At 55.3% G+C, this 25,006-nt stretch carries 20 protein-coding genes; 11 read left to right on the top strand and 9 right to left on the bottom strand.

The genetic code is table 11. The features are described 5' to 3' along the window. Positions 1–7: 7 nt before the first annotated feature. The 6 genes from L1F30_RS05715 (at position 8) to L1F30_RS05690 (ending at position 7,125) form a co-directional block, all read left to right on the top strand. Positions 8–883: a GIN domain-containing protein gene (locus tag L1F30_RS05715; RefSeq protein WP_253360524.1), complete on the top strand. Its 876-nt coding sequence runs from the start codon at positions 8–10 to the stop codon at positions 881–883. Positions 884–1,309: 426 nt separating this feature from the next. Continuing rightward, the gene (locus tag L1F30_RS05710) at positions 1,310–1,660 is read left to right on the top strand and encodes a PadR family transcriptional regulator (RefSeq protein WP_253360523.1); all 351 of its coding nucleotides are present in this window, start codon (positions 1,310–1,312) and stop codon (positions 1,658–1,660) included. Then, positions 1,657–1,875, top strand: a complete 219-nt coding sequence (locus tag L1F30_RS05705; protein ID WP_253360521.1) for a hypothetical protein — start codon at positions 1,657–1,659, stop codon at positions 1,873–1,875. Before L1F30_RS05710 ends, L1F30_RS05705 begins: the two co-directional genes overlap by 4 nt. Further along, positions 1,872–2,621 carry a hypothetical protein gene (locus tag L1F30_RS05700; protein WP_253360519.1) on the top strand — a complete coding sequence of 250 codons (750 nt, stop codon included), beginning with the start codon at positions 1,872–1,874 and terminating at the stop codon, positions 2,619–2,621. The genes L1F30_RS05705 and L1F30_RS05700 overlap by 4 nt, the downstream gene beginning before the upstream one ends. Before the next feature lie 326 nt (positions 2,622–2,947). After that, positions 2,948–4,015 (top strand): efflux RND transporter periplasmic adaptor subunit, encoded by a 1,068-nt coding sequence (locus L1F30_RS05695; protein ID WP_253360517.1) that lies wholly within the window; start codon positions 2,948–2,950, stop codon positions 4,013–4,015. Positions 4,016–4,017: 2 nt separating this feature from the next. Continuing rightward, positions 4,018–7,125: an efflux RND transporter permease subunit gene (locus L1F30_RS05690; RefSeq protein ID WP_253360515.1), complete on the top strand. Its 3,108-nt coding sequence runs from the start codon at positions 4,018–4,020 to the stop codon at positions 7,123–7,125. 36 nt (positions 7,126–7,161) lie between these two features. On the opposite strand, the gene L1F30_RS05685 is transcribed toward L1F30_RS05690, so the two are convergent. The 5 genes from L1F30_RS05685 to fabV all read right to left on the bottom strand — a co-directional run bounded on the left by L1F30_RS05685 (position 7,162) and on the right by fabV (position 11,676). Next, positions 7,162–7,761: a glutathione S-transferase family protein gene (locus L1F30_RS05685; protein WP_253360513.1), complete on the bottom strand. Its 600-nt coding sequence runs from the start codon at positions 7,759–7,761 to the stop codon at positions 7,162–7,164. Between the two features lie 34 nt (positions 7,762–7,795). After that, a complete protein-coding gene (locus L1F30_RS05680; RefSeq protein WP_253360511.1) occupies positions 7,796–8,308 on the bottom strand; it encodes an outer membrane beta-barrel protein in 513 nt (170 codons plus the stop codon). A 43-nt stretch (positions 8,309–8,351) separates the two neighbouring features. After that, the gene (locus L1F30_RS05675; protein WP_253360509.1) at positions 8,352–9,395 is read right to left on the bottom strand and encodes an NADP(H)-dependent aldo-keto reductase; all 1,044 of its coding nucleotides are present in this window, start codon (positions 9,393–9,395) and stop codon (positions 8,352–8,354) included. Positions 9,396–9,419: 24 nt separating this feature from the next. Then, the gene (locus L1F30_RS05670) at positions 9,420–10,319 is read right to left on the bottom strand and encodes an MBL fold metallo-hydrolase (protein WP_253360492.1); all 900 of its coding nucleotides are present in this window, start codon (positions 10,317–10,319) and stop codon (positions 9,420–9,422) included. A gap of 166 nt (positions 10,320–10,485) precedes the next feature. Then, entirely contained in the window at positions 10,486–11,676 is a 1,191-nt protein-coding gene (fabV, locus tag L1F30_RS05665; protein ID WP_253360490.1) for an enoyl-ACP reductase FabV, read from the bottom strand. Between the two features lie 283 nt (positions 11,677–11,959). On the opposite strand from fabV, the gene L1F30_RS05660 reads away from it, so the two are divergent. The 3 genes from L1F30_RS05660 (at position 11,960) to L1F30_RS05650 (ending at position 17,095) form a co-directional block, all read left to right on the top strand. Then, positions 11,960–13,264 carry an amidohydrolase family protein gene (locus tag L1F30_RS05660; RefSeq protein WP_253360488.1) on the top strand — a complete coding sequence of 435 codons (1,305 nt, stop codon included), beginning with the start codon at positions 11,960–11,962 and terminating at the stop codon, positions 13,262–13,264. Positions 13,265–13,377: 113 nt separating this feature from the next. After that, positions 13,378–14,604, top strand: coding sequence for an MFS transporter (locus L1F30_RS05655; RefSeq protein WP_253360486.1), 1,227 nt, complete (start codon positions 13,378–13,380; stop codon positions 14,602–14,604). A gap of 109 nt (positions 14,605–14,713) precedes the next feature. Further along, positions 14,714–17,095: a bifunctional diguanylate cyclase/phosphodiesterase gene (locus L1F30_RS05650; protein WP_253360484.1), complete on the top strand. Its 2,382-nt coding sequence runs from the start codon at positions 14,714–14,716 to the stop codon at positions 17,093–17,095. A gap of 149 nt (positions 17,096–17,244) precedes the next feature. Here L1F30_RS05650 and L1F30_RS05645 read toward each other — a convergent pair whose 3' ends face one another. The 3 genes from L1F30_RS05645 to L1F30_RS05635 all read right to left on the bottom strand — a co-directional run bounded on the left by L1F30_RS05645 (position 17,245) and on the right by L1F30_RS05635 (position 19,798). After that, complete coding sequence (locus L1F30_RS05645; protein WP_253360482.1) at positions 17,245–18,021, bottom strand: SDR family NAD(P)-dependent oxidoreductase; 777 nt, start codon at positions 18,019–18,021, stop codon at positions 17,245–17,247. 19 nt (positions 18,022–18,040) lie between these two features. Further along, entirely contained in the window at positions 18,041–19,204 is a 1,164-nt protein-coding gene (locus L1F30_RS05640) for an acyl-CoA dehydrogenase family protein (RefSeq protein WP_253360480.1), read from the bottom strand. 105 nt (positions 19,205–19,309) lie between these two features. Further along, positions 19,310–19,798 carry an Lrp/AsnC ligand binding domain-containing protein gene (locus L1F30_RS05635; protein WP_253360471.1) on the bottom strand — a complete coding sequence of 163 codons (489 nt, stop codon included), beginning with the start codon at positions 19,796–19,798 and terminating at the stop codon, positions 19,310–19,312. Positions 19,799–19,951: 153 nt separating this feature from the next. On the opposite strand from L1F30_RS05635, the gene putA reads away from it, so the two are divergent. Further along, positions 19,952–23,116, top strand: a complete 3,165-nt coding sequence (gene putA, locus L1F30_RS05630; protein WP_253360464.1) for a bifunctional proline dehydrogenase/L-glutamate gamma-semialdehyde dehydrogenase PutA — start codon at positions 19,952–19,954, stop codon at positions 23,114–23,116. Positions 23,117–23,372: 256 nt separating this feature from the next. After that, positions 23,373–23,882 (top strand): GNAT family N-acetyltransferase, encoded by a 510-nt coding sequence (locus L1F30_RS05625; protein ID WP_253360462.1) that lies wholly within the window; start codon positions 23,373–23,375, stop codon positions 23,880–23,882. A 40-nt stretch (positions 23,883–23,922) separates the two neighbouring features. On the opposite strand, the gene L1F30_RS05620 is transcribed toward L1F30_RS05625, so the two are convergent. Further along, positions 23,923–24,960, bottom strand: a complete 1,038-nt coding sequence (locus tag L1F30_RS05620) for a D-2-hydroxyacid dehydrogenase (RefSeq protein ID WP_253360460.1) — start codon at positions 24,958–24,960, stop codon at positions 23,923–23,925. Positions 24,961–25,006 lie beyond the last annotated feature (46 nt).

The following is a 25,006-nucleotide window of genomic DNA, read 5'->3' as shown; positions in this document are numbered from 1 at the left end:
CGCGATCGTGAAAATTGCAATTGCACTGCTTTTGACAATTTCCGCACTCAGCATGTGGGTGTGTGCGGCGGGCAACTTCCGCCACACCTACGCGCTTGATGCCGTACAAAACGTGCGACTGGATGCCTACGGCCACATCAGCGTGGCCCAAGGTGATACCAACCAGCTCGATGTGATTGCCGGTGAAGATGTCACGCCACACCTCGAACTTGCACTGGAAGATGACCTGTTGGTAATCACCGACACCCGCACCCGCTCCACCTGGTACAAAACCAAGCAATGGTGGCAGCAGGCGCTGGGAGGCAATCAGGTTCAGCAAGACATTCACTATCGCTTAACACTCAAACAACCCAAGGCACTCACATTAAATGGCTACTTTGCAGCCAGAATTGCAGATATCGATGAGCCTGCGCTGACCATTACCTTTAATGGCTTGGGAAAGCTGGATGTCAACAAGCTTACCGCAAGCAATCTTGCCATTACCGTGAACGGCAAAATTGATGTGCAGGCTGATGAGATTCACGGGCAGAGCATGCGCTTGGTAGCCAATGGCGCGGGCCTTGTGCGCGCAGACGGGCTACACCTCAACACGCTGCAAGGGGCGCTCAAAGGCCAGGTGAATTGCAAACTGAGCGGCCAGGCCACCCACGTGCAGTGGCACATGGATGGCGATGGCGAGTGCACGGCCACAGGCCTGCGTGCAAACGATGCCCAACTTCACGTGGCCGGCAGCGCCCGCATGACGGTGAAAGTAAAACGTCATTTAGATGCAAAAACCGCCGACCAAGGTCGCATTAACTACTACGGGCAACCCAAAGCAAAGACCCAGGGCATGCGTATCAACGCCATTGCTGGCGGCTACCAAGCAAGAATTTACTATTAGTAAACCCGGGCACTAAGCGCCAACCTTTTCCTCATCCTCGTGTTATTTCAGGCGGCCATTGGCCGCCTTTTTTTACCTCCCAAATAAGCCACCGGCCACTCAAATGGCGCCCATAAAAAAGCCGCGCCAAAAGGCGCGGCTAAGCATCAATCAATGAGGAGACAATATGAAAAACACACCAACGTTCATTCATATGGTTCTTGGATGTGCCTGCGGCCACTTAGTTCCATTAAATTTCCACTTTTTTCACTTTCCGCACGCTCACCTTTTGGCACCCAACATTTTCTGGCCTTTGGGGCTATTCCTGGCGCGCCCAGCCCTCTCCTTGCCAGGCCCAGTGCTTGAGGCCAATCAGCACCTTGACACAATACTGTGCACCACATAGTATTTACTGTGCATTACACAGTATAAATATCGAGGCACCCAATGGACACGGATGCGCCGCTACACAAAATGACCCAGGAATTGCGCCGGGGTAGCTTGTCGCTGGCGGTATTGCTGGCGTTCCGCCAAGAGCACTACGCCTATTCCCTTCGCAAGCACCTGGCAGGCCACGGCCTGGAAGTAGAAGAAGGCACCCTCTACCCGCTGGTGCGCAGGCTGGAGAAAGACGCACTGCTCACCAGCGACTGGCGCGAAGAATCCGGCCGCAAGCGCCGCTTTTACCGTTTATCGCCCTTGGGTGAACAACTGCTACCCCAACTGGATGCCGAATGGTGCCGCCTGGCCCGGGCGGTAGATCAAATTCGCAACGCCCACAAGGAGATTGCACCATGAGCTGGATTGCCCGCTACATTGCCGCCGCCCGCCCTTTCTTCCCCGCCGCTAGCCGCGAGGATTTATGCGAAGAACTGGGCGCCCAGCTCAACGATCAGCTGGAAGAGCTACAGGCCCAAGACCCGAATGCCCCCAACAACACGCCAAATCTTTGGTGCAACAATTTGGCAATCCGATGCTATACGCCAGCCGATTTCATAGCCGTCAGGCATTGATTAGCCAACCGCTGCTTGAAGTTTACAAACTGGTACTGCAAAACCTTGCCTGGGTGCTGGTGGGTGTATTTTCCGGTTACGCCCTCTTGCACGCCCTTTCCCACACCGAAGTAAGGCCCGTGAGCATGCTGCTGTTTGTGATAAGTAACAGCATCGAGCACTTTGTGTGGTTTTTTACCTTCATTACGGCAGTGTTTTATTTTGCCGAGCAGCCCTTGCAAAGATACCTGCAGGCCAAGCCCTGGCAGGCCGACAGCCTGGCGCCGCTGCGCCCTGCGTGGAGCCTGCGCGCGCGGGGTGAATGCGCGTTTTTACTGGCCATCAACCTGATGTTTGCCGCCATGGTATTTGGCTGGTTTCCCGCACTTGAAGACATAGGCCTTAATTACCCCACACAAAGCAGCCTTGAACTCATTGCTGCGCTCACGCCCGTGATTGGCGGCCTGCTACTGCTCTACAGTGCGCTGCACCTGTATCACTGCTTGCGCCCGCACTGGGACGCGCCGAGCCTTGTGGCCAATATGGTGCTCAACACCGGATGCATTGCCGTAGTAACACTGCTGCTCTGCGTGCCAGATTCCGCCCTGCCGCAACTGGTGAGCGACTACCCTGGCGCTGCCGACATGATGCTGCACCTAAATCAGGCCATGAACAGTGTGTTTGTGGCAATCGGGGCAGTCTCTGGCTACGAGCTGATCCGCGACTTCATGCGCCTGCGCCAATTGCGCAGTTTAAAGGCGCAATAAGCCCAATGCCTGATCCACAGGCTTGGTTTACCCGTAACTTGCCAAGCCATAAAAAATGCCGCTCAAAGAGCGGCACAATATGCCGGGCGCTATGGCACGCACGGGCTTAGGGAGAGACATGAATGCCAGTAAGCGTTCATGGTTTATTGGAGTAACGCCTGCGCCCAAAAGTTCCGGGCCGCGCACGCAATTGTGAGAAAAATGTCATGTAGCCGTACAAACACTTTGGTTTTGCTGTTTAGCAAAAGAGAACCTAGGTTTAAGCTTTAATCCACACAACTGGCCACCACCCTGCCTGCCCAACGCACTTACCCACCGGAGCCTGCATGCACTCGATCATTTTTAAAACCCTGTTAGTTATTGCCTGCTCGCTGGCACCCATGGTGATGGCCAACCCCACGGGCGTTTACGTTCAAAAGGTCGAGCAACAGCCGTTTTCCGATCGCATCGAGGCCTTGGGCACACTCAGGGCCTACGAATCGGTTGTGCTCACCACCAGCGTCACCAATCGCATTACCGCCATAGGCTTTCGCGATGGCGAGCGCGTAAGCAAAGGCCAGCTGTTGGTAGAACTTAATAATCTGGAAGAAAAGGCCCAGCAACAGGAATTGTCGCTGGTGGTGAATGAAGCCAGGCGCCAGTACGAACGGGTAAAAAAACTCGCACAAGACGGCCTGGCGCCCCAGTCGCAACTTGATGAACAGCGCAGAACCTATCAGGCGGCCCAAGCCCGTCTGGATGCGCTGGCCGCGCGCATGCAAGAAATGCAGATTGTGGCGCCCTTTGCGGGTGTGGTGGGGTTGCGCACCGTAAGCGTGGGCACCTTGCTGAGCGCGGGGCAACCCATCACCACCCTTGATGACGATACCGTCATGAAGCTCGACTTTTCTGTGCCCTCTACCTACTTGCCCTACCTAAAACCCGGCCTGAAAGTGACCGCCCAAGCCAAAGCACTCGGCAACCAGGGCTTTGAAGGGGAGGTGGTCAGCATCGATTCCCGGGTAGATCCGATTACCCGATCCATTGTGGTTCGCGCCCTGATCGACAACCCCCACTATAGCCTGAGGCCCGGGCTGTTAATGACTGTCACACTGCAAAAGGCACCCCGCCGTGCACTGATCATTGCCGAAGAGGCACTGGTACCCGAAGGGCGCCAGCATTTTGTGATGCGCGTAAATACCGAAGCCACCCCTGCAACCGTTGAAAAAGTGGCCGTAGAGGTGGGCAGCCGCATACCCGGCCAGGTGGAGATTCTTGCAGGCCTGGCCGCAGGGGATTTAGTGATTACCCACGGCACCGTAAAGGTGCGCCAGGGCAGCGCTGTGAACATTCTTGCCACCCAAGCCCTCGGTGAACGGCTGCCCGATTTACTGCAACGCACCGGGGGGCAATGAGTATGTTGTTGTCTGATATTTCCGTGCGCCGGCCAGTACTGGCCACGGTATTTTCACTACTGCTAGTGGCCTTTGGCCTGGTGGCCTTTGATCGCTTGCCGCTGCGCGAATACCCCGACATAGACCCGCCAGTGGTTTCAATCGACACCCGCTACCCCGGCGCCAGCGCAGCCGTGGTGGAAACGCGCATCACCAAGGTGATTGAAGATCGCATTTCAGGGGTAGAGGGCATCAAGTACATTGAATCGGCCAGTGAAGATGGCCGATCGCGGGTTACCGTAGAGTTTTCCGTTGAGCGCGACATAGACGCCGCAGCCAACGACATCCGCGATCGCGTCTCGCGCGTGCGCGACAGCCTGCCCAGAGAAGCAGACGCGCCGGATATTCAAAAAGTGGATGCCGACGATTCACCCATTATCTGGTTGAACCTTGTGAGCACCGAGATGACACTGCCAGAGCTCACCGACTACGCCGAGCGCTACCTGGTAGACAGCTTCAGTGTGCTGCCTGGTGTGGCGCGTGTTCGCGTGGGCGGCGCGCAAAGTTATGCCCTGCGCATTTGGCTTAACCGCCAGGCGCTGGCTGCACAAAACCTTACCGTGGCAGAAGTAGAAGCGGCGCTGCGCTCTGAAAACGTAGAGCTGCCCGCAGGTTCTATTGAATCCCTAGAGCGGCAATTTACTGTGCGCGTAGATCGCAGTTTTAGAGCTGCAGACGATTTCAAACAGCTGGTATTGCGCCAGGGTACAAGCGGCTACCTTGTACGTCTGGCAGATGTGGCGCGGGTTGAAATGGGCACGGTAGAAAGCCGCACCCTGTTTCGCGGCAATGGCGAACCCATGGTGGGCTTGGGTATTTCAAAACAAAGCACCGCCAATACCATTGATGTTGCACGCAATGCCCGTGAAGCCATGGCCCGCATTAACCCCACCCTGCCACAGGGCATGGCCATTAAACCCAGCTACGACTCCTCGGTATTTATTGAGGCCTCCATCAGCGAAGTGTACAAAACGCTGTTTATTGCCATTGGCCTGGTAGTGCTTGTGATCTACCTGTTTTTAGGCAGCCTGCGCGCCATGTTAATTCCGGCCGTCACCGTGCCAGTGTCACTCATTGCCACGGCCATCGTGTTATTTGCCCTGGGCTTTACCATTAACCTGTTAACCCTGCTTGCCCTGGTACTGGCCATTGGCCTTGTGGTAGACGACTCCATAGTGGTGCTGGAAAATATTCACAGGCGTATTGAAGACAAAAGAGAATCGCCCCTGGTGGCCAGCTTTAAAGGCACCCGGCAAGTGGGCTTTGCGGTGATTTCCACCACCGTGCTGCTAGTCGCCGTATTTATTCCCATTACATTTTTGGAGGGCGACCTGGGCCAGTTGTTTACAGAGTTTGCCCTTACCCTTTCGGCGGCGGTGGTGTTTTCAAGTTTTGTGGCACTTTCGCTTTCGCCCGTGCTCGCCACCAGTCTGCTTAAAGCCAATAGCGCGCCCTCGGCACCGGTTCAGAAAATGGATCATTTGTTTAACGCGTTGCGCACGCGCTACAGCCAGCTTCTCGATAAAAGCCTTGCCAGGCCCTGGCTTTTGGCCGGTGCCACCTTGGCGCTGTTGGCCAGTGCGGTATTTTTTGAACAAAGCATTCCCCGCGAGTATGTGCCTAAAGAGGATCGGGGGGCATTTTTTGTGATAGTCAGCGGCCCGGAGGGTGCAAGCTACGCACACACAGTAGATTACATGAACGAGATAGAGCAGCGGCTGCAATTTTTGCTGGATGATGGTGAAGCCCAACGGCTGCTGGTGCGGGCACCGCGAAGCTTTGGCAATTTAACAGATTTCTCCGGCGGCATTGTGATTGTCACGCTAAGCGATTGGAGCGAGCGCCGCTCAGCCTGGGACATAATGACAGATGTACGCAACCGCCTGTCTGACCTGCCCGGCATTCGCGCCTTCCCGGTTATGCGCCAAGGCATTCGTGGCGGCACCAGCAAGCCCGTGCAATTTGTTTTGGGTGGTGCAACCTATGCCGAGCTCGCCAACTGGCGCGATCAGCTTAACGCGCGCATTCAGGCAGATAACCCCGGCCTCACAGACATTGATTGGGATTACAAAGAAACCAAACCCCAATACAAAATTGCCATTGACTATGATCGCGCAGCCGAGCTAGGCGTTACCGTAAACACCATAGGCACTACCCTGGAAAGTTTACTGGGCTCACGCAGGGTTACCACCTTTATTGATCAGGGCGAAGAGTACGATGTCATCATTGAAGGCGAGCGCAGCGATAAACGCAGCCCCACGGATTTACAAAACATTTACGTGCGCTCAAGCCGTAGCCAACAACTGATTCCCCTGGCAAACCTGGTAACACTGGAAGCCTTTGCCGATGCGGGCACATTGAGCCGCTACAACCGCATTCGCGCCATTACCCTTGAGGCCAATGTGGAAGGCGTATCGCTAGGTGAAGCGCTCAACTACCTGACGCGCATTGTGGCCGAGGAATTACCGGAGTATGCACAAATCGATTACAAAGGCGACTCGCTCGACTACACACGCAGCGGCCAGTCTGTCGCGTTTATTTTCGCGCTCGGTCTAATTGTGGTGTTTCTGGTATTGGCAGCCCAGTTTGAAAGTTTCGTACACCCCATGATCATTATGCTCACTGTACCACTGGCCATGGCCGGCGGTTTATTCGGGCTATGGTCTACGGGTAATTCGCTCAACATCTACAGCCAGATTGCACTGCTAATGCTTATTGGGCTGGCGGCGAAAAACGGCATTTTGATTGTAGAGTTTGCCAACCAACTGCGCAGCGCAGGGCGCACCATCAATGAAGCCATTCGCGAGGCCGCCGCTATTCGCCTGCGCCCGATTGTGATGACCAGCATCACCACCATGGCAGGCGCTGTGCCGTTAATTATCTCTTTTGGAGCCGGTGCAGAAACCCGCACCATGATTGGCGTTACCTTGTTTTACGGCGTGTTGGCCGCCACCTTGTTTACCCTGTTTATTGTACCCACGGCCTACAATTTGTTTGCCAAGCATGCAGCCATGCCCGGCGCGCGCGCCACAGCGCTTGATCGCGCCTTAAGCGAAAACGAATCCAGGTAAAAAAGTGAGCGAAAGGCTCAGGCGGCGGCAGCCGCCTTAGCTTTCCATGGCTATAAAATGCGGTGTTTGCTGCACGCGCTCAATCCATGCACGCACTGCGGGGTATTCCGTTAAATCGAATCCGCCCTCATGGGCCACAGGCGTATAGCCAAACAGCGCGATGTCGGCAGTGGTCAGGCTATCGCCCACCAAATATGGCGTTAATTTCAATTGTTGTTCCATTACGCCAAGGGCGCGGTAACCGCCCGCTTGTTTGGCTTCATACTCCGCGCGCCGGGCCTCTGGCAAACCCAAATATTTATTGATAAAGCGCGCAACCGCAATATAGGGCTCGTGGGAGTACTGCTCAAAAAATTGCCACTGCTGTACCTTGGCCAGGCTAAACGCATCACTGGGCAATAAATCAGAACCCTGCGCCAGGTAATTCACAATGGCGTTAGATTCCCAAAGGCAGCGGCCGTCTTCAAATTCCAATAATGGAATTTTGGCGTTCGGGTTTTTACTCAAAAAATCAGGCGTCTGCGTGCCGCCTTGTAAAACATCTACCGCACGCCAGGTGTGATCAATGTGCAACAGGCTCATCACCAGTTGCACTTTGTAGCAATTGCCGGAGCGTCGGTCGCCGTAAACAATCATTGCCCTGCCCTACACACACCGTAAGAATTGTGCATTAAAATTTTCCAATCACGGCAATACTTGCCTGTGCGATGTCTTTGTCTACATAGGTGTATTCGGCTTCAATCAATAGTTTACCGAAGTCGTAGCCGCCACCCACTCCGCCGCCAAAGGCGGTTTTATCGGTGCGGTCACCACCGACGCTGAGCTGCTTCCAGAGCAACCCGCCACGCACTTTAAAATACAATGCACCGGGTGAGCGGTAAACGCCGTAAAGGCCCAGGGTATCGAGGGTGTAGTCTTCATTGAGGTCGAGTAAATTCACATCGGCTTCACTGCGTGTACCTTCAAGCTCTACGCCAAAACCATTGGCGTAATGCTCGGCCACCAGCAGGCCCACACCGCCTGCGTTATCTGTGGCCTCGGGCGCCAGATCGGTATAAATACCTTTTACACCTAAATAGAAGCCTCCCTTGACTGTGGCCGGGTTGTGATCATCTGCCAATGCAAACGGCGAGGCCACAAGGCTTGCCACCGCTAAAAAAGCGGCATTTATACGCTTTGCCATAAACCTGAACATCCTGTGTGAATGAGTGTAATTCGCCGCCAAATCACGGGGCAGGTACAGTATAGCGCTTGTGAATGGCATCGATTTCTGAAAGTAGCTCATCGCTTAATTGCACCTGGGCGCTGTCGATATTTTCTTTAAGCTGGGCCAAGGTGGTTGCGCCAATAATATTGCTGCCCAAAAACACCTGCTGGTTCACGTAGGCCAAGGCCATTTGTGAAAGCGAGAGCTGGTGGCGCTGGGCCAGAGCGGCGTAGGCCTCGGTGGCTGCACGGGCCTCGGCGTTGTTGTAGCGCACAAAGCGCTCAAAAAGCGTGAGGCGCGCGCCCGCAGGCTTGGCATTGTTAAGGTATTTGCCCGACAACACGCCAAAGGCCAAGGGCGAATAGGCCAGCAAATCCACTTTTTCGCGCACGGCCATTTCCGCAAGCCCCAACTCAAAACCGCGGTTCAATAAATTGTAGGGGTTTTGAATAGAGACGATGCGCGGCATATCGTGTTCACGCGCCAGCCGCAAATATTCCATCACTCCCCAGGGCGTTTCATTGGATAACCCAATATGGCGGACCATGCCCCACTCCACCAACTCCTGCAGCGCCGAGAGTGTGTCTTCAATGGCCACGCCGTCGTCGTCACTGTGGCGATAACTGAACTGGCCAAAGAAATTGGTGCGCCGCTCTGGCCAGTGAATTTGATAGAGGTCGATGTAATCGGTTTGCAGCCGTTCAAGCGATTGCTCTACAGCCGCACGGATATGATCACCCGTTAAGCGCGGGCCTTGGCGAATGTGGGCCACACCGGAATTGGCATCGCCTCTGCCGGTAACTTTGGTGGCCAATACGATGTCTTTGCGCTTGCCACTGGCCGCCAGCCAATTGCCCACAATGGTTTCTGTTTGCCCCTGGGTTTCAGGCCTGGGGGGCACGGGGTAGAGTTCGGCTGTGTCGAAAAAATTAATGCCGCGGCTCAATGCATAATCCATTTGCTCGAAGGCGTCTTCCTGGGTGTTTTGCTCGCCATAGGTCATAGTGCCCAGGCAAATGTGGCTCACTTCCAGATCTGATGAACCCAGTTTTTTATATCGCATTGTCACAGGGTTGCTCCTGAGAATTTAGGTGAATGAGTGCGCAGTTTTCACCGGCTGCCACAGCCAATCGGCCAGTGCATCTTTTGGCGCGGCACACATTCGTGCACGCCCTTCCTTTTCCAGCTTGACCAAGTGCGCCCACAGTGAATAGACGGCCCAGGCGTGCAAAGACTCATCAACATCGTCGTAGGCCTGGGCCGTGAGCGCCGCCATGGTGCGCGGTTCAGGCGCTTGCGCCAGCACTTGCCAGATTTTTTCTTCACGGGTCAATCTGTGTGCCACCAGCGCCGCCAAATAGTTTGCCACATCGGCCATTACATGGCCGTGGCCCGGCGCCAGCCATTGCACGGGTAAAGCGGCCATGCGCTCAACACTTTCAATATAATCTTGCATGTCGCCACTGGGGGGAATAATCACCACCGTGGTGCCCTGCATGACGTGATCGCCGGTAAACAAAATACCGGACTTTTGGTGCAAGAAACAAAAGTGATTTTGCACGTGGCCCGGCGTGTGTATGGCCGTTAGGGTAAATTCCGGTGTATTGAGCCGGTAGCCATCAGTCAGCGCCTGATCGGGGCGCATGCTGGTGTCTTGATGGCCATCTTCCGGGCCCAGCGCACCGAGCAGTTTGGCGCCAGTGCGCGCGGCCAATAATGCCGCGGCCGGCGAGTGATCGCGATGGGTATGGGTCACCAGCACCCAGCGAATATCGCCAAGCCTACACAGGCGCGCTATGTGCTGCTCATCCATCGGGCCCGGATCTATCACCGCCAAGGCCTGCTCGCCCACTATGTAGGTATTAGTGCCAAGGCCGGTCATGAGTCCCGGGTTGTTACACACCAGCCTGCGCACGCCCGGCGCAATGGTAACCACCGTTTCATGGGTGAGCGGGAACTCAACAAGTGTTTGAGGCAGCGATGCCATAGTGAAGGTATGTCCTTTTAAGTACTTGGCGGCCGAAGTTTAGCCACATCGCACAGTGTACGCGCACACTTTGCAACACTCAAAATTAACCGGTAGCGGCCATAAAAAAGGCGACTTGACGTCGCCTTCTGCACACATGCACCCGTAGCACGGGTAATCATGCAACTTAGTCTACAAAGGGTGCCGGCACTACCGGGTCTACATCGGCTTCGTAATCCACACCACTCAAACCAAAACCGAAGAGTTTCAGGAAGTCGTCGTTATAGCCCTTGTAATCGGTAATATCGAACAGGTTTTCCTCGGTAACCTTGGGCCACAAGGCTTCAATTTTTGCTTGCGTTTCTGGCTTGAGTTCCAAGTTATCCATGCGCAGGCGGTTGTGATCGTCCAGGCGCGGTTGATCGGTGTACAAGCCTTCGGTAAACAGGCGGTAGAGCTGCTCAATACAGCCTTCGTGGGTGCCTTCTTCCTTCATAACTTTGTACACCAGCGAAATGTACAAAGGCATGATAGGAATGGCAGAAGACGATTGCGTTACCAGCGCCTTCAATACCGACACATTGGCGCGGCCATTTTGCCCGGCCAAACGCTCGTTAATAGCTTGTGCTGCACGATCCAGATCTTCTTTGGCTTTACCAATGGTGGCGTGGCCATAGATGGGCCAGGTGAGCTTTTCACCCAGGTAGGTGTAGGCCACGGTGCGCGCATTGTCGGCCAGTAAATCGGCCTTTTGCAGCGCATCGATCCATAGCTCCCAGTCTTCACCGCCCATCACTTTTACGGTGTTGGCGATCTCGTCTTCCGAGGCGGGCTCAACGGTGATATCTGAAATCTTAAGGGTGTCGGTATTGAGGTTCTTGGCGGTGTAACCCTCGCCAATGGGCTTCAACACAGAGGAGTGGAGCACGCCGGTTTTTGGGTCTGTGCGGCGCGGCGAGGCCAGCGAGTAAACCACAAGGTCTACTTTACCCATGTGCGCCTTCACCAGCGCCAGGGTTTTCTCTTTGATTTCATCGCTGAAGGCATCGCCATTTATGCTCGCGGCAAACAGGCCAGCCGCCTCGGCCTCGGCATGAAAGGCTGCAGTGTTGTAATAACCTGCCGAACCGGTTTTACGCTCGGTGGGCGGCTTTTCGAAGGCAACACCGATGGTTTTTGCCTGGCTACCAAAGGCCGCGGTAATGCGTGATGCCAGGCCATAACCTGTGGAGCAACCAATAACCAGTACATTTTTAGGCCCATTCTCAATGGGGCCGCGGGCCTTGATGAAATCTATCTGCTCGCGCACGTGGGCGGCGCATCCCTGTGGGTGGGCGTTGGTACAAATGAATCCACGCACCTTTGGTTTTATGATCATGGCATTTTTCCTGTCTGGCCTTAGTGGCTCTGAGCCTTAAATAGCAGTGCTCAGATGTTGCATTCGGTGCATTGACCCTCGGGCTGGCCCAGGGCGGCACTTATTCAGCCGGCTATTATAATGACCAGCTGGCCATAAAACATGGTTTTTTCCGTTCACCCCTCACATCTGGCCAAACACACCGTAGAATGCACTTATGAGGCACCGGGGCACACATTCGTCCCATACTAGGCTGCACAAATGTACTACCCCAAGAATAACGACTGAACCCACAGGATTCCCCATGCAAAAGCCCCCACTGATTTTTGCGCTGTTGCTAAGCACCCTCACCGCAACCGCAACCGCCGATACCCTTATTCACGCAGGCCAGCTGATCGACACGCTGCGCGGCAAAGCCCTGCAACAGCACACTATTCGCATTAACGACGGTGAAATCACCGGCATTAGTGCAGGCTTTGAGGCCCCGGCCGAGGGCGATGAGGTGATTGATTTATCCCAGCACACGGTGATGCCGGGCTTGATGGACATGCACGTGCATCTTGATCACGAAATGAACCCCAAGGCCTACTCCGAGCGCTACCAGCTCAACGCCGCCGACTACGCCTACCGCTCGGTGGCCTATGCCGAGAAAACCCTGCTGGCCGGTTTCACCACTGTGCGCAACCTGGGCGATAATTACCAAGTCACCATTTCACTGCGCAACGCCATCAACCAAGGCCTGGTGGCGGGCCCCCGCGTATACACGGCAGGTAAATCCATTGCTACCACCGGTGGCCATGCAGACCCCACCAACGGCCACAACCACGCCACCATGGGCCAGCCAGGGCCGAAAGAGGGCGTAGTCAACGGCATTGCCGATGCCCGTGAAAGCGTGCGCCAGCGCTACAAAGACGGCTCAGACCTCATCAAAATCACCGCCACCGGGGGTGTATTGAGTGTTGCGAAAAATGGCCAGAACCCGCAATTTTTTGAAGATGAAATCGAGGCCATCGTACAAACTGCCAAAGATTACGGCATGACAGTGGCCGTACACGCCCACGGGGTAGAGGGCATGCAGCGGGCCATTCGCGCGGGCGTCAATTCCATTGAGCACGGCACTTACATGGATAAAGAAACCATGAAGCTGATGAAAAAGCACGATACCTGGTTTGTGCCCACCATCAGCGCCGGCAAATTTGTGGCTGAAAAAGCCGCCATTGAAGGCTACTTCCCGCCGGTAGTGGTGCCCAAGGCCGCCGCCATCGGGCCATTGATTCAGGGCACCTTCGGGCGCGCCTATAAAAACGGCGTGAACATTGCCTTCGGTACCGACGCAGGCGTATTCCCCCATGGCGAGAACGCCCAAGAGTTCGTCTACATGGTGGAAGCCGGCATGCCACCAATGGAAGCCATTCAATCGGCCACGGTTTCAGCGGCCAGGCTACTGGGCATAGAACAGCAAACAGGCGCCATCAGTGCCGGTATGTGGGCCGATATTGTGGCGGTAAAAGGCGACCCGCTGGCCGACATCTCACGCCTGCAGCAGATGGATTTTGTAATGAAAAACGGCGTGATCTACAAGCGTGATGGCGCAGTGGTTGTGCAATAACCCCGGCGCAATTAATTGCCTGTAACAATCGCCAAAACCGCCAAATTCGCGCACACTGCAAGCTCGGCACCCGCCGGGCTTTTTATTGCGCACAGGTTGATGTTTTTAGAGCTATGATCCATCTTGCCTCACCCAGAGCAGCACTGCTGGCGGTTATGCTGGTGTCTTTTATTGGCACCGTGGGCATTGCCCTGCCCTACCCCATTCTTGCCCCGTATTTTCTTGACCCGAGCAGCAGCGCCGCCCTCACCCAATTTGCAGGCCTGCACCCCAAGCTCTTGCTGGGCATCGTGTTGGCGCTTTACCCGCTTGGGCTGCTCATTGGCGGCTCGGCCATTGGTGCGCTGTCAGATTTATACGGCCGCAAGCGGGTGTTGAACATCACCCTGTTCATTGCAGCGTTAAGCTATGGCGGCACTGTGTGGGCGCTGCGTGAAGAATCCTACCTTTGGTTTGCCGCCATGCGCCTGCTCACGGGCATTTGCGAGGGCAACATTTCCATCGCCCGGGCCATTGCTGTGGATCTGCACCCCGCCATTGATCGCAAGCGCGCGCTGTCTTTGGTATTTGCAGCCACCTACGCAGGCTGGCTGGTGGGCCCTATTGCGGGCGGCTATTTAATGCCCTTCGGCGTTGATGCAGCCTTTATTGCAGCCGCAGCCACGGTGGCTGTGTGCCTGGCCGTAGTGGCTTGGGGTATAGCGCCAGATGACGCGCACACCCAAAACGCCCAAGGCTTTTGGCAAGCGGTGCGTGAAAGTAACTCCATTGGCCTCGTGAAAGACCCGGGCATCCGCCCGCTGATTATTTTTCACCTGTTGTTTTCACTGGCACTCAATACCTTCTACGAATACTTCCCGCTGTGGCTGGTGGAAGCCTTTGGCCACGGGCCACAAGAGATCGCCTGGCTATCCGTGAGCCTCTCGCTCACCATGATTATTACCAGCGCGTTTTTTGTAACCCGGCTCAGCCAGCTGGCCAGTGAGCGCCAGATGATTTTGGGCTGTGTAATTGTGCTTGGGCTGCTAACGGGGCTTTTACCCTGGCTAAATACCTGGGCCTGTTTACTTGTATTCACCCTTATGGGGGCCACCATTGCGCTGGAAAACGGCATTTTCCCAGCGTTCATGTCTGCCAACTACGGCCACTATGGCCAGGGGCGGGTGATGGGCCTGCTTACCACGAATTTTTGCCTGGCCAATGTCATTATGGCGCTGGTGGGTGCACTGCTTGCACTACTGGGCGGTCGCTGGGTAATCTGGTGTGCGTCGGCGCTGTTTTTTGCCGCCGCCCTCTGGCTGTGGTGGCGCTACCGGCACACACCCGACGCCGCGCAATAAACGAAAAAATCATACTAAAGAATGAGCCAATACACACTTTGTGAACGGGCAACGCTTTTGCATTCAGGCCCTTACTGTATACTCGTCCCATTATTATAAAGGGTGATGTATGACCAAAACCCGGCTGTTCAGCCTGGCGATAAAAGCACAGTTTATGCTCGGTACCCTGGTGGTGCTGTCGTTGTTTGTGCTGCTTTACTTCCATTGGCAAGAGCAAAACAAACTGGTTGAAGCAGAGCTTACCCAAAGTAAGCTGAACCTCGCGCAGCAGCTGAACCGCACCCTGGACCAAGGCTTTCGCGCACGGGTGCACATACTGCAAGAGTGGGCACAGCACCTGCCTGCAGAGCCACAAAGCCCCATTACCAACCGTTTGATGCACGACTGGAGCCTGCTGCACGCCGCTGGCCAATTCAGCAACCTGCAAATTTTCGAACGCACGGGCCAGGCGTTGCTGTCGCACGATACACGCTGGCCTGCCATTGTGGACGCCGAGTGGATCAACACGCTCTACCGCAGCGACTCCGCCGACGCCTTGCTCGCCTGTGACCGCCGCTGTGCCCAATACGTGGGCGTGCCATTTCGCATAAGCGGCCACCCCACGCGCATGCTGGTGGGTGAAGTGCCACTTGCGAATTTGGTCACCCACTTTAGCGAGCACCCCAATATTCACGTACTTTTGGTACAAGCAGACGGCCAAGATAACTGGAAACAAAGCTGGTCTCTCAACCCCAACAGCGACTTTTACAATATTCAAAACATTGCCGAGCTGCGCAGCCTATTAAAGCAACCGCTGATAGATTGGGATCTCAACCGCTACCACTACAAATTGCTGCCCATTGCCGGCACCCGCAATCTCAACTGGCTGATCATCAGCGATGAAGCCGCGCCCCTGAATCAGCGCATTGAACTACTAAAACTGCAAGCCATCATTGCCGTGTGCGCGTTGATCGCCTTGCTGTGCCTTAACTGGCTGATCAGCCGCCAGCAAATTTACCGTCTGCGCCGTCACACCGGCACCTTGCACCTGCTGGCAGAACAACAATACGAACCGGCGCGCCAACGGCTGCCCACCAAGGCCAAACGTACGGTGGATGAACTGGATCTATTAGGTGAAGTGACAACCGAGCTCACCTTTCAGCTGGAAGCCGCCGCCCGCTCGGCCGATCACCGCAACCGCGAAATGGAGCGCCTGGCGCTCTACGATCCGCTCACCAACCTGCCCAATCGCAATCTGTTTATTTACGAAATTGAACAGCTACTGGAAAGCGGCGCTGATCTGGATAGATCCACAATTTTAGTAATTGATGTAGACAAATTTCAGCGCATTAACGATTCCCTTGGCCACCAAAGTGGCGACATGCTGCTGGCCAAGGTGGCTGAGCGCATTCGCTCGGCGGTGGGCGGCAAAGATTTTTGCGCACGCCTGTCTGGCAATGTGTTTGGCGTGCTCATCACCAGCCTGAACCCTGCAGATTTAAAAATCCGGCTGAACAAAATCAACGAGATGATTCGCCAACCCATGATCATCAAACAGCAAAAGCTGATGATTACCGCGAGCATGGGGCTCACCCGCCTGGAGCACAGCACTGCCGCTGTTGAACTGTTGCGCAACGCCGAAATTGCCATGTACCGCGCCAAACAAAAAGGCGGCAATAGCTACCTGGAATTCACGCCGGAATTTAAATCCATCTCGCGCAGTAAAGTGTCGCTGGAGGCTGAAATTCACCGGGCGCTCGAACAAAAAGAGTTCCGCCTGTACTTGCAATCCAAAGTGGATATGACCAGCAAAATACGCGGCTTTGAAGCCCTGTGCCGCTGGGATCACCCGGATCGCGGCGTGCTGAACCCAGCGGAATTTGTGCCCATGATGGCAGACCTGGGGCTACAGACCCAGCTCGACAACTGGATGCTAGAAGCCAGCTGCCGGCAGCTGAAAACCTGGCAAAACCTCTACCCTGATGTAAAAGTCTCGGTAAATATTGCCAGCGATCACTTTTCCAGCGCCCACTTTTTGCCGTTTTTACAGCAAACCATCAACCGCTATGGCATACGCTCGGGACAGCTGGAACTTGAAATCACCGAAACCCTGCTGATGGACAACATCACACTCGCACTGCGCACCATTGAGAAGGTGAAATCCCTGGGCGTGAGCATTGCCATAGATGACTTCGGCACCGGTTATTCGTCACTCAGTTATTTGAAAAACCTACCGGTAGATACGTTGAAGATTGATCGCGAATTCATCAAGGATATTCCCTACGATGAAAGCGACATGCACATCTCGGCGGTGATTATTTTTCTGGCCCGCCAACTGGGCTTTCAGGTGGTGGCAGAAGGTGTGGAAACGCAAGAACAGCTGGCGTTTTTACAGGCCAACCATTGCGATTTAGCCCAGGGCTACCTGTTCAGCAAACCCATTCCTGCGCACAAGGCCATGATTGTGCTGGAGAGCCAGCAAGGTGCTGGTGCGGTTCACATCACAAATTAGTGTAATCTGCGCAACACCTGCGCGATAACGCACACCACCGCAAGGCGCCCTGTAAAAGGTTGCACCAATACACCTTGGCCGGTGTACTGGTGCCTATCACCGCAGGGCCTGCCCGCACAGTGGCGCTTAAAAGCCGCGCTACTAAGAAGCTAGCGCGGCTGCATGCGAATGGCGCCATCAAGACGAATAGTTTCCCCATTGATGTAACTGTTGTTTGCCAAATGCACTACCAGGTCACCGTATTCCTTGGGCAAACCCATGCGCTTTGGAAACTGTATGTTAGCCACTAAGGCCTCTTGCACGTTATCGGGCATGGCCAAGAGCATGGGCGTACCCATAATGCCCGGGGCGATTGCGTTCACGCGAATCCCGAGCTTGGCAAGGTCGCGCGCCATGGGCAGCGTCATACCCACAATGCCACCTTTACTGGCAGAATAAGCGCATTGGCCAAGCTGGCCTTCAAAGGCGGCCACCGATGCGGTGTTTACAATTAATCCACGCTCAGCTGCCTCGCCATGGGGGGCATTTTTTGCCATCAACGCCGCCGCCATGCGCGCCACATTGAAGCTGCCCACCAAATTCACGCTGATGGTTTTGGCAAACTCACCAAGTGGCAACGGGTTATTTTCGCGGTCTAGAATTTTACCGGCAGTGGCTATGCCTGCGCAGTTTACGCACACCTGCAGGCTGCCAAAGCGCGCTTGCAGCGCCTCAAAGCCCGCCTCAACAGAGGCCTCGTCGGCCACGTTAACCTGCGCGTAGGCGGCGTTTTCGGCGCCAATGGTGGCAACTGTTTCAGCGGCGGCCTGCTCGTTCATATCAAAAATAAACACCTTGGCGCCCGCGGCCGCCAACTGTTCACAAGTGGCGCGCCCAAGGCCGGAGCCACCACCGGTAACCAGTGCAACTTTATCGTGTAAATCCATGGTACAACTCCTTTAATTGTTAAGCGGTGGCCAGCTCTTTTAATAGTTCACGGGCAATCACAATGCGCTGAACTTCGCTGGTGCCTTCATAAATTGTGGTAATGCGCACATCGCGTGCCATGCGCTCGATGGGGTATTCCTTGATGTAACCGGCACCGCCCAGCAATTGCAGCGCCGTGTAGCAGGCATCGTTGGCCTTTTCACTGGCAAACAACTTGGCCATAGAGGCCGCCTTGCTGAAAGGTTGTTGATTTTCCTTGAGCCACGCCGCCTGCATCACGAGCAGCCGCGCCGCCTCAAGTTCTGTGGCGCGATCGGCGAGCATCCATTGCAGGCCCTGAAAATTTATCAGCGGCTGGTTGAACTGGTTGCGCTCAGCAATGTAGCGGGCCGCGTAATCCATTGCCGCCTGGCCCACCCCGAGGGCGAGCGAGGCAATGCCAATGCGCCCGCCGGCAAGCTCGGCCACGGCAATGCGAAAACCATCGTTTTCAGCGCCGAGCATTTGGCTGGCCGGCACCCGGCAATTATCGAAATGCACTTCATTGGTGGCTGAGGCCTTCTGCCCCATTTTTTCTTCAGCCTTGCCAATGCTGAGCCCTGGAGTATCTGCATCCACCAAAAAGCAACTGATGCCCTTGCCCTTTTTGGCCGCGGGGTCGGTAACGGCCCACACCACAAATACACCGGCGTACTCAGCACTGGTGATGTAAATTTTAGAACCCGAGAGCAGGTAGTGGTCGCCATCTTTTACCGCGCGGGTTTTCATGCCCGCAGGGTCTGAACCTGCACAGGCCTCGGTTAAACAAAAGCCGCCGGCTGCAAATTCGCCACCGCACAACTTGGGCAGGTAGTGCTGCTTTTGCGCATCAGTGCCCACGGCCTGAATCACCTCAGCCACCATGTTCGAAACAGATACAGTTACCGCCGTAGAGGCACAGGCGCGGGCGAGTTCGGTGATAGCCAGGCTAAAAGCGGTAACTCCCGCCTCGGTACCGCCGTAGTCGGCACGAATGTTCAGGCCCATAAAGCCCAATTCCGAAAGCTTCTTTAAGTGCGCGAGCAGTAGCCTGCGCCCCTCGGGGCCCTCAAGCTCTGCAGCCACCGGTGCCAGCTCGCTCTCGGCAAAGGCGCGGGCGGTATCGGCAATCATTTGTTGTTCTTCGGTTAACGCAAAATGCATGGCAGTCTCCGCGATAATTGAACAGCTACGATAACCTAGCTGATGGGCAATATCCGTTCTTTAAAGTTAACCAACCACCAATTCACGCAACATTTTGCTAATTAATTAAGATTTGGGGACAGGTATCGCCGTTTCTGACTTAACTTCCTGAATCACCACATAGGTGTGGGTCTCGCGCACACCGGGTAAATTAGAAAACTTTTCGCCTAAAAATTTGCGGTAGTGATTCATGCCAGACACCCGGATTTTCAGCATATAGTCAAAGCCGCCTGCCACCATATGGCACTCCTGCACCTCGGGCAGCCGGGCTGCCTCTTTATTAAAGCGCTCCAAGTGTTCGGTAGCCGTGTTTTGCAGCGTTACCTGAATATAGGCCACCAGCGACATATTCAGCCGCTCGGCATCCAGCAGCGCCACATAATTGCGAATATAGCCATCGCGCTCAAGGCGCCGAACCCGCTCCAGGCAAGGGGTGGGGCTTAGATTTACCTGCCGGGCCAGCTCCACATTCGACATGCGGCCATCGGCTTGCAGCAAAGCCAGTATTTTCCTGTCTGTGCGGTCTATCTGGGCCTTTTCGGGCTTACTTGGCATAGTCAAACTCTCTGCTAATATTACCTTTTAAAGCACAATATATCGCAAATAAGTAAAAATTGGAGACAAATACTCTTAATTCGTCACGATAATTCGAGCCATATGCTATCTCAATCATAGGCTTAATTGGCCAACTTTTTTGGAATGACAACCATGAATCACACTCTTGAAGCGCTGCGCGATAAAGCGCGCCTGTACACCTACGCCGACGAAGATCAGTGCGTGCGGGAATTGCTGAGTCAGGCCAATCTGCCCGCCCAAACCCGCGAGGGCATTTTGCGGTTTGGCCGTGAGCTGGTGCTGGAGTCGCGCAACCACCGCAACAAGCGCGGCACGCTGGATGCCTTTCTGGAAGAATTTGGCCTGTCTAACCGCGAAGGCATCGCGCTGATGTGCCTGGCCGAAGCGCTGCTGCGCATCCCCGACGGTGAAACCGCCGATAAACTCATTGCCGAAAAAGTGGCCAGCGGCAATTGGAAAGATCACATGGGCCAATCGGATTCACTGTTTGTGAATGCCTCCACCTGGGGCCTGATGCTCACCGGCAAAGTGATTCGCCTGGGCAATGAAATCACCGGCCAAACCACCAACTGGTTTAAAGATTTGGCCGGCCGCATGGGCGAGCCGATGATTCGCACCGCCATGCTGCAGGCCATGAAAATTATGGGCAGCCAATACGTGCTGGGCCGCACCATTAAAGAAGGCATGAACCGCGGCGCAGGCCAGCCTGCGGCCACGCGCTTTTCTTTCGATATGCTCGGTGAAGGCGCGCGCAACCAGCAAGATGCCGATCGCTACTTTGCCGACTACCAAAAAGCCATTGCCGCCATTGCCAAGCACAACAAAGCCAACAACGTGATTGATGCAGACGGCATATCCATTAAAATTTCTGCCCTGCATGCGCGCTACCAATACTCGCAAAGCGAGCGCGTGTTTGAAGAGCTGCTGCCGCGCATCAAACAATTGGCAGCCCAAGCCAAAGACGCCAACATGGGCTTTAACATTGATGCCGAAGAAGCCGAGCGGCTGGATTTATCGCTCGATATTTTTGCAGCACTCGCGCGCGACCCAGACCTTGCCAACTGGGATGGCCTGGGCTTTGTTTTGCAGGCCTACCAAAAGCGTGCGCCCCACATTGCCCGCTGGTTAATTGAGCTGGCACGGGAAACCCAGCGCAACTTCATGGTGCGGCTGGTGAAAGGCGCCTACTGGGATACCGAAATCAAACACGCCCAAGAGCTTGGCCTGCGCGACTACCCGGTGTACACCCGCAAAGCCAACTCGGATTTAAGCTACCAGATTTGTGCGCGTATTTTGCTGGATGCACCAGATGCCATCTTCCCGCAATTTGCCACCCATAACGCCCACACTGTGGCCACCATTGTGCATTTGGTGAAGCCTGGCCAGCCCTACGAATTCCAGCGCTTGCACGGCATGGGCCAACTGATGTTTGAACAGGTACAAGCTGCACACCCGGGCACGGCCGTGCGCGTGTATGCACCCATTGGCGCCCACAAAGATCTGCTGCCTTACCTGGTGCGCAGGCTGCTGGAAAACGGCGCCAACTCGTCGTTTGTAAACCGCTTCATGGACGACGACACACCGGCCGAATGGCTGGTGCCCGACATCGCCTTGAAAGTGGCAAGCTTCAACCCCTACCGCCACCCCGCCATTGCGGTGCCGGCAGATCTGTTCGCCCAAAGTGAAATGCCGCGCCCGAACGCGCCAGGCTTTAACCTTGAACACATAGAGCACAGCAATTGGCTGCTGGAAAAAACCAACCTGCTGGTTGAAAAGCAATACGAAGCCGCGCCCATTGTTAACGGCGAGCAGCTAGAGGGCGAAGCCCGCAAACTGCGCAGCCCCGCCAACCCGAATATTGTGGTGGGCGAAGTGATAGATGCAGACGCCAAGGTTGTAGACGCCGCCCTAAGCGCGGCCTGCAGCGCCCAGCCCAAATGGAACAGCCTGGGGGGCGAGCACCGCGCACTTATTCTCAATATGGTGGGCGAGCTGATTGAGGCGAACTACGCAGAACTCATCAGCCTAATCAGCCGCGAGGCGGGCCGCACCTTGAACGACGGCATCAGCGAAGTGCGCGAAGCCATCGACTTCTGCCATTACTATGCCGCCAGTGCCCGCCAGCACTTTTCAACACCCAGCTCGCTCACTGGCCCCACCGGTGAAGTGAACGAACTTTCCCTGCACGGGCGCGGCGTGTTTGTGTGCATCAGCCCGTGGAATTTCCCGCTCGCCATTTTTGTGGGCCAGGTGGCCGCAGCGCTGGTAGCTGGCAATGCGGTAATTGCCAAGCCCGCTGAGCAAACGCCACTGGTGGCTGCATTTACTGTGGCACTCATGCACCAGGCGGGCGTGCCGAAAGATGTATTGCACCTGCTCATTGGCGATGGCGCAGCCATCGGCAAACATTTGTTAAGCGATAGCCGCATTGGCGGCGTTGCCTTTACAGGCTCTACCGAAACGGCGCGCATCATCAATTTACAGCTGGCCCAAAAACCCGGCCCCATTGTGCCCTTTATTGCAGAAACCGGCGGCCTGAACGCCATGATTGCCTGCTCTTCTGCGCTGCCGGAACAGTTGGTAGACGACGTGATAACTTCGGCATTTTTGAGCGCAGGTCAGCGATGTTCTGCCTTGCGCGTGCTGTTTTTACAGCAAGACATTGCCGATCGCACCCTGGAACTTCTCACCGGTGCCTGCGACGAACTGCGCCTGGGCAACCCCTGGGAACTCAGCACCGACATGGGCCCGGTAATCGATGAAGACGCATTAAAGCTGCTCACCGATCACATGGCGCGCATGGAAAAAGAAGCCAAGGTTCTCTACCGCTACCCGGCAGACAAAGTGCCTGCGGAGGGCTCCTTCTTTGGCCCACACATTGTTGAGCTAAAAGAACTCGCGCAGTTAGAGCGTGAAGTGTTCGGCCCGGTACTGCACGTAATCCGCTACAAAACCGGCGAGCTCGACAAGGTACTGGCGCAAATTAACAACAGCGGTTACGGCCTGACCCTGGGCTTGCACTCGCGCGTTGAAGCCACGGCGAAAAAAGTCTTTAGCCAGGCGCGGGTGGGCAACACCTACATCAACCGCAACATGGTGGGCGCCGTTGTGGGCGTAAACCCCTTTGGCGGCCAGGGCCTTTCAGGTACCGGCCCCAAAGCGGGCGGCCCCTTGTATGTGCGCCGCTTTGCCACTGAGCGCACCTATACCAACAATGTGTCTGCAACCGGTGGCAACATTGCACTGTTTAGCGTTGCCGGCAGCGATGAACCCCCACTGCCGGTGCGCCAACTGTAAACCAACCAACGCACAGGCCCTATCAGGGCCTGTGCTGCTCTCACCTTAATCACCTCGCACCTTCAAGCAGCGTTATAAAAATCGGCAGAAAACCGCCAGCGAAACCTGCAAAGTAATCGCCACAACACGCAGCAAAAAAAACACCGAATACTGCCAACCCTGTATTTTTTCACCCGGCATATTTCACACAGCCCAGGCAAATGCTAGGCTCTTGCACACCCATAATGCCGCACTAAAAAATTAACCGGAGCACCTCATGAGCCACTGGCAATGCCTGGCATTTAACGAGCTTAGCCCGCACCTGCTGTATCAAATTTTACAGGCGCGTACCGAAGTGTTTGTGGTGGAGCAACAGTGCGTCTACCAAGACATAGACGGCAAAGATGCAGCCGCACTGCACCTGTGCGCCTGGGTGGGTAGCGGCCAGCCAACAGCAGCTGACACCGCAGATAATATTGAAACTGCAGAGGTGCCGCAGCTACTTGCCTACGCGCGCATACTGGCACCGGGCGTGAGTTTTGACGATGCCTCCATCGGCCGGGTAATGACAACGCGCGCCGGACGCCGCCAGAAACTTGGGCGCGAACTGATGCAGCGGGCAATGGATACCGTGGCCAAACACTACCCGGGCCAGGCCATCACCATAGGCGCACAACATTATTTACTGAATTTTTACCAATCGCTTGGCTTTAAACCTGTTTCGCCTGTGTACGATGAAGACGGCATAGACCACATAGACATGCGCTACACACCCAAGCCTGAGTAAACCCTAAACGCCAAATGTAAAACCAAAGGTCTGCGCGCAATCAATAACCACGGGCAAAATCAATCGCGTGCAGCAACGGCTTACCCGCCTGGAACCGCTGATAATTGTCGGCAAATATTCGTGCGATATCCGCTGTAAACGTGAGCGCTGAAATGTGCGGCGTCAGGTGCAGGTTTGGCGCGCGCCAAAAGGGGTGGTCTTCGGGTAGCGGCTCTTGTGTAAACACATCCAATACCGCCGCTTGTAATTGGCCTGCTTTTAGCGCGGCCAACAGCGCACGCTCATCTATCAATTGCCCGCGCCCCACATTCACCAGCACGGCGCCGGGTTTTAACGCCTTTAAAAACTGTGCGTCTACAACACCTGTAAGTGCGGGTGTACCGGGCAATGCAAAAACAATGGCATCGGCAGAGGCCAGCGCATCTGACCCCACGCCTTGTTGCAAATCATCCAGCGCATAGCACCCATCAAGGGGCAACCCGCTTTGGCCGGTGCTGTTAACCCCGAGCGTGCGCATGCCAAAGTGTTGGCCAGTGTGTACAAGTTCTGCGCCAATAGACCCTAACCCCACCACCATCAATGTACGCCCGGCCAAGCCCTGGTAGGCGTGCGGGCGCCAAAGCGTTTGCTGTTGTTGACGGTGATAGCAGCCAAAGTGGCGAAATATTTCCAGCAATTTGCCAAATACATACTCGCGCATTAATGGGCCAAAAATACCTTTCACGCCCGTGAGTTGGTAATTGCGCGGCAAGCCCGCCACCATTAACGGCTCTACACCGGCAAAGGTGGATTGCAGCCAGCGAAGCTTTTGCGCAAGGTGCAGATGAGGCGCAAGCCAGGCTGGCTTGCCACACACAATGTCAACTTCGCCAATATATTGGGCAACCTCAGCGGAAGTTACCGCCACATGCACCTGTGCAGGGGTGAGCAACCCTTGATGCACAAGTGCTGCCAATATGTCGCCGGCATCAGGGGCTGCAATCAGGCACTTGGGCGCGCCTGAAGCGCAACTTAGCGGCTGGGTTTTAGGCTCACATTGCGGCATGGCAATCTCACGAAACAGCAAGGGGTGCGACATTTTGTCATATGTTGCGCGCACACCTTAAATTTTATACTCGCGCCAG

Origin of the sequence: Simiduia sp. 21SJ11W-1, assembly GCF_024138675.1 — a bacterium.
Taxonomy (GTDB): domain Bacteria; phylum Pseudomonadota; class Gammaproteobacteria; order Pseudomonadales; family Cellvibrionaceae; genus Simiduia.
This window is presented reverse-complemented; position numbering and strand designations above follow the sequence as displayed.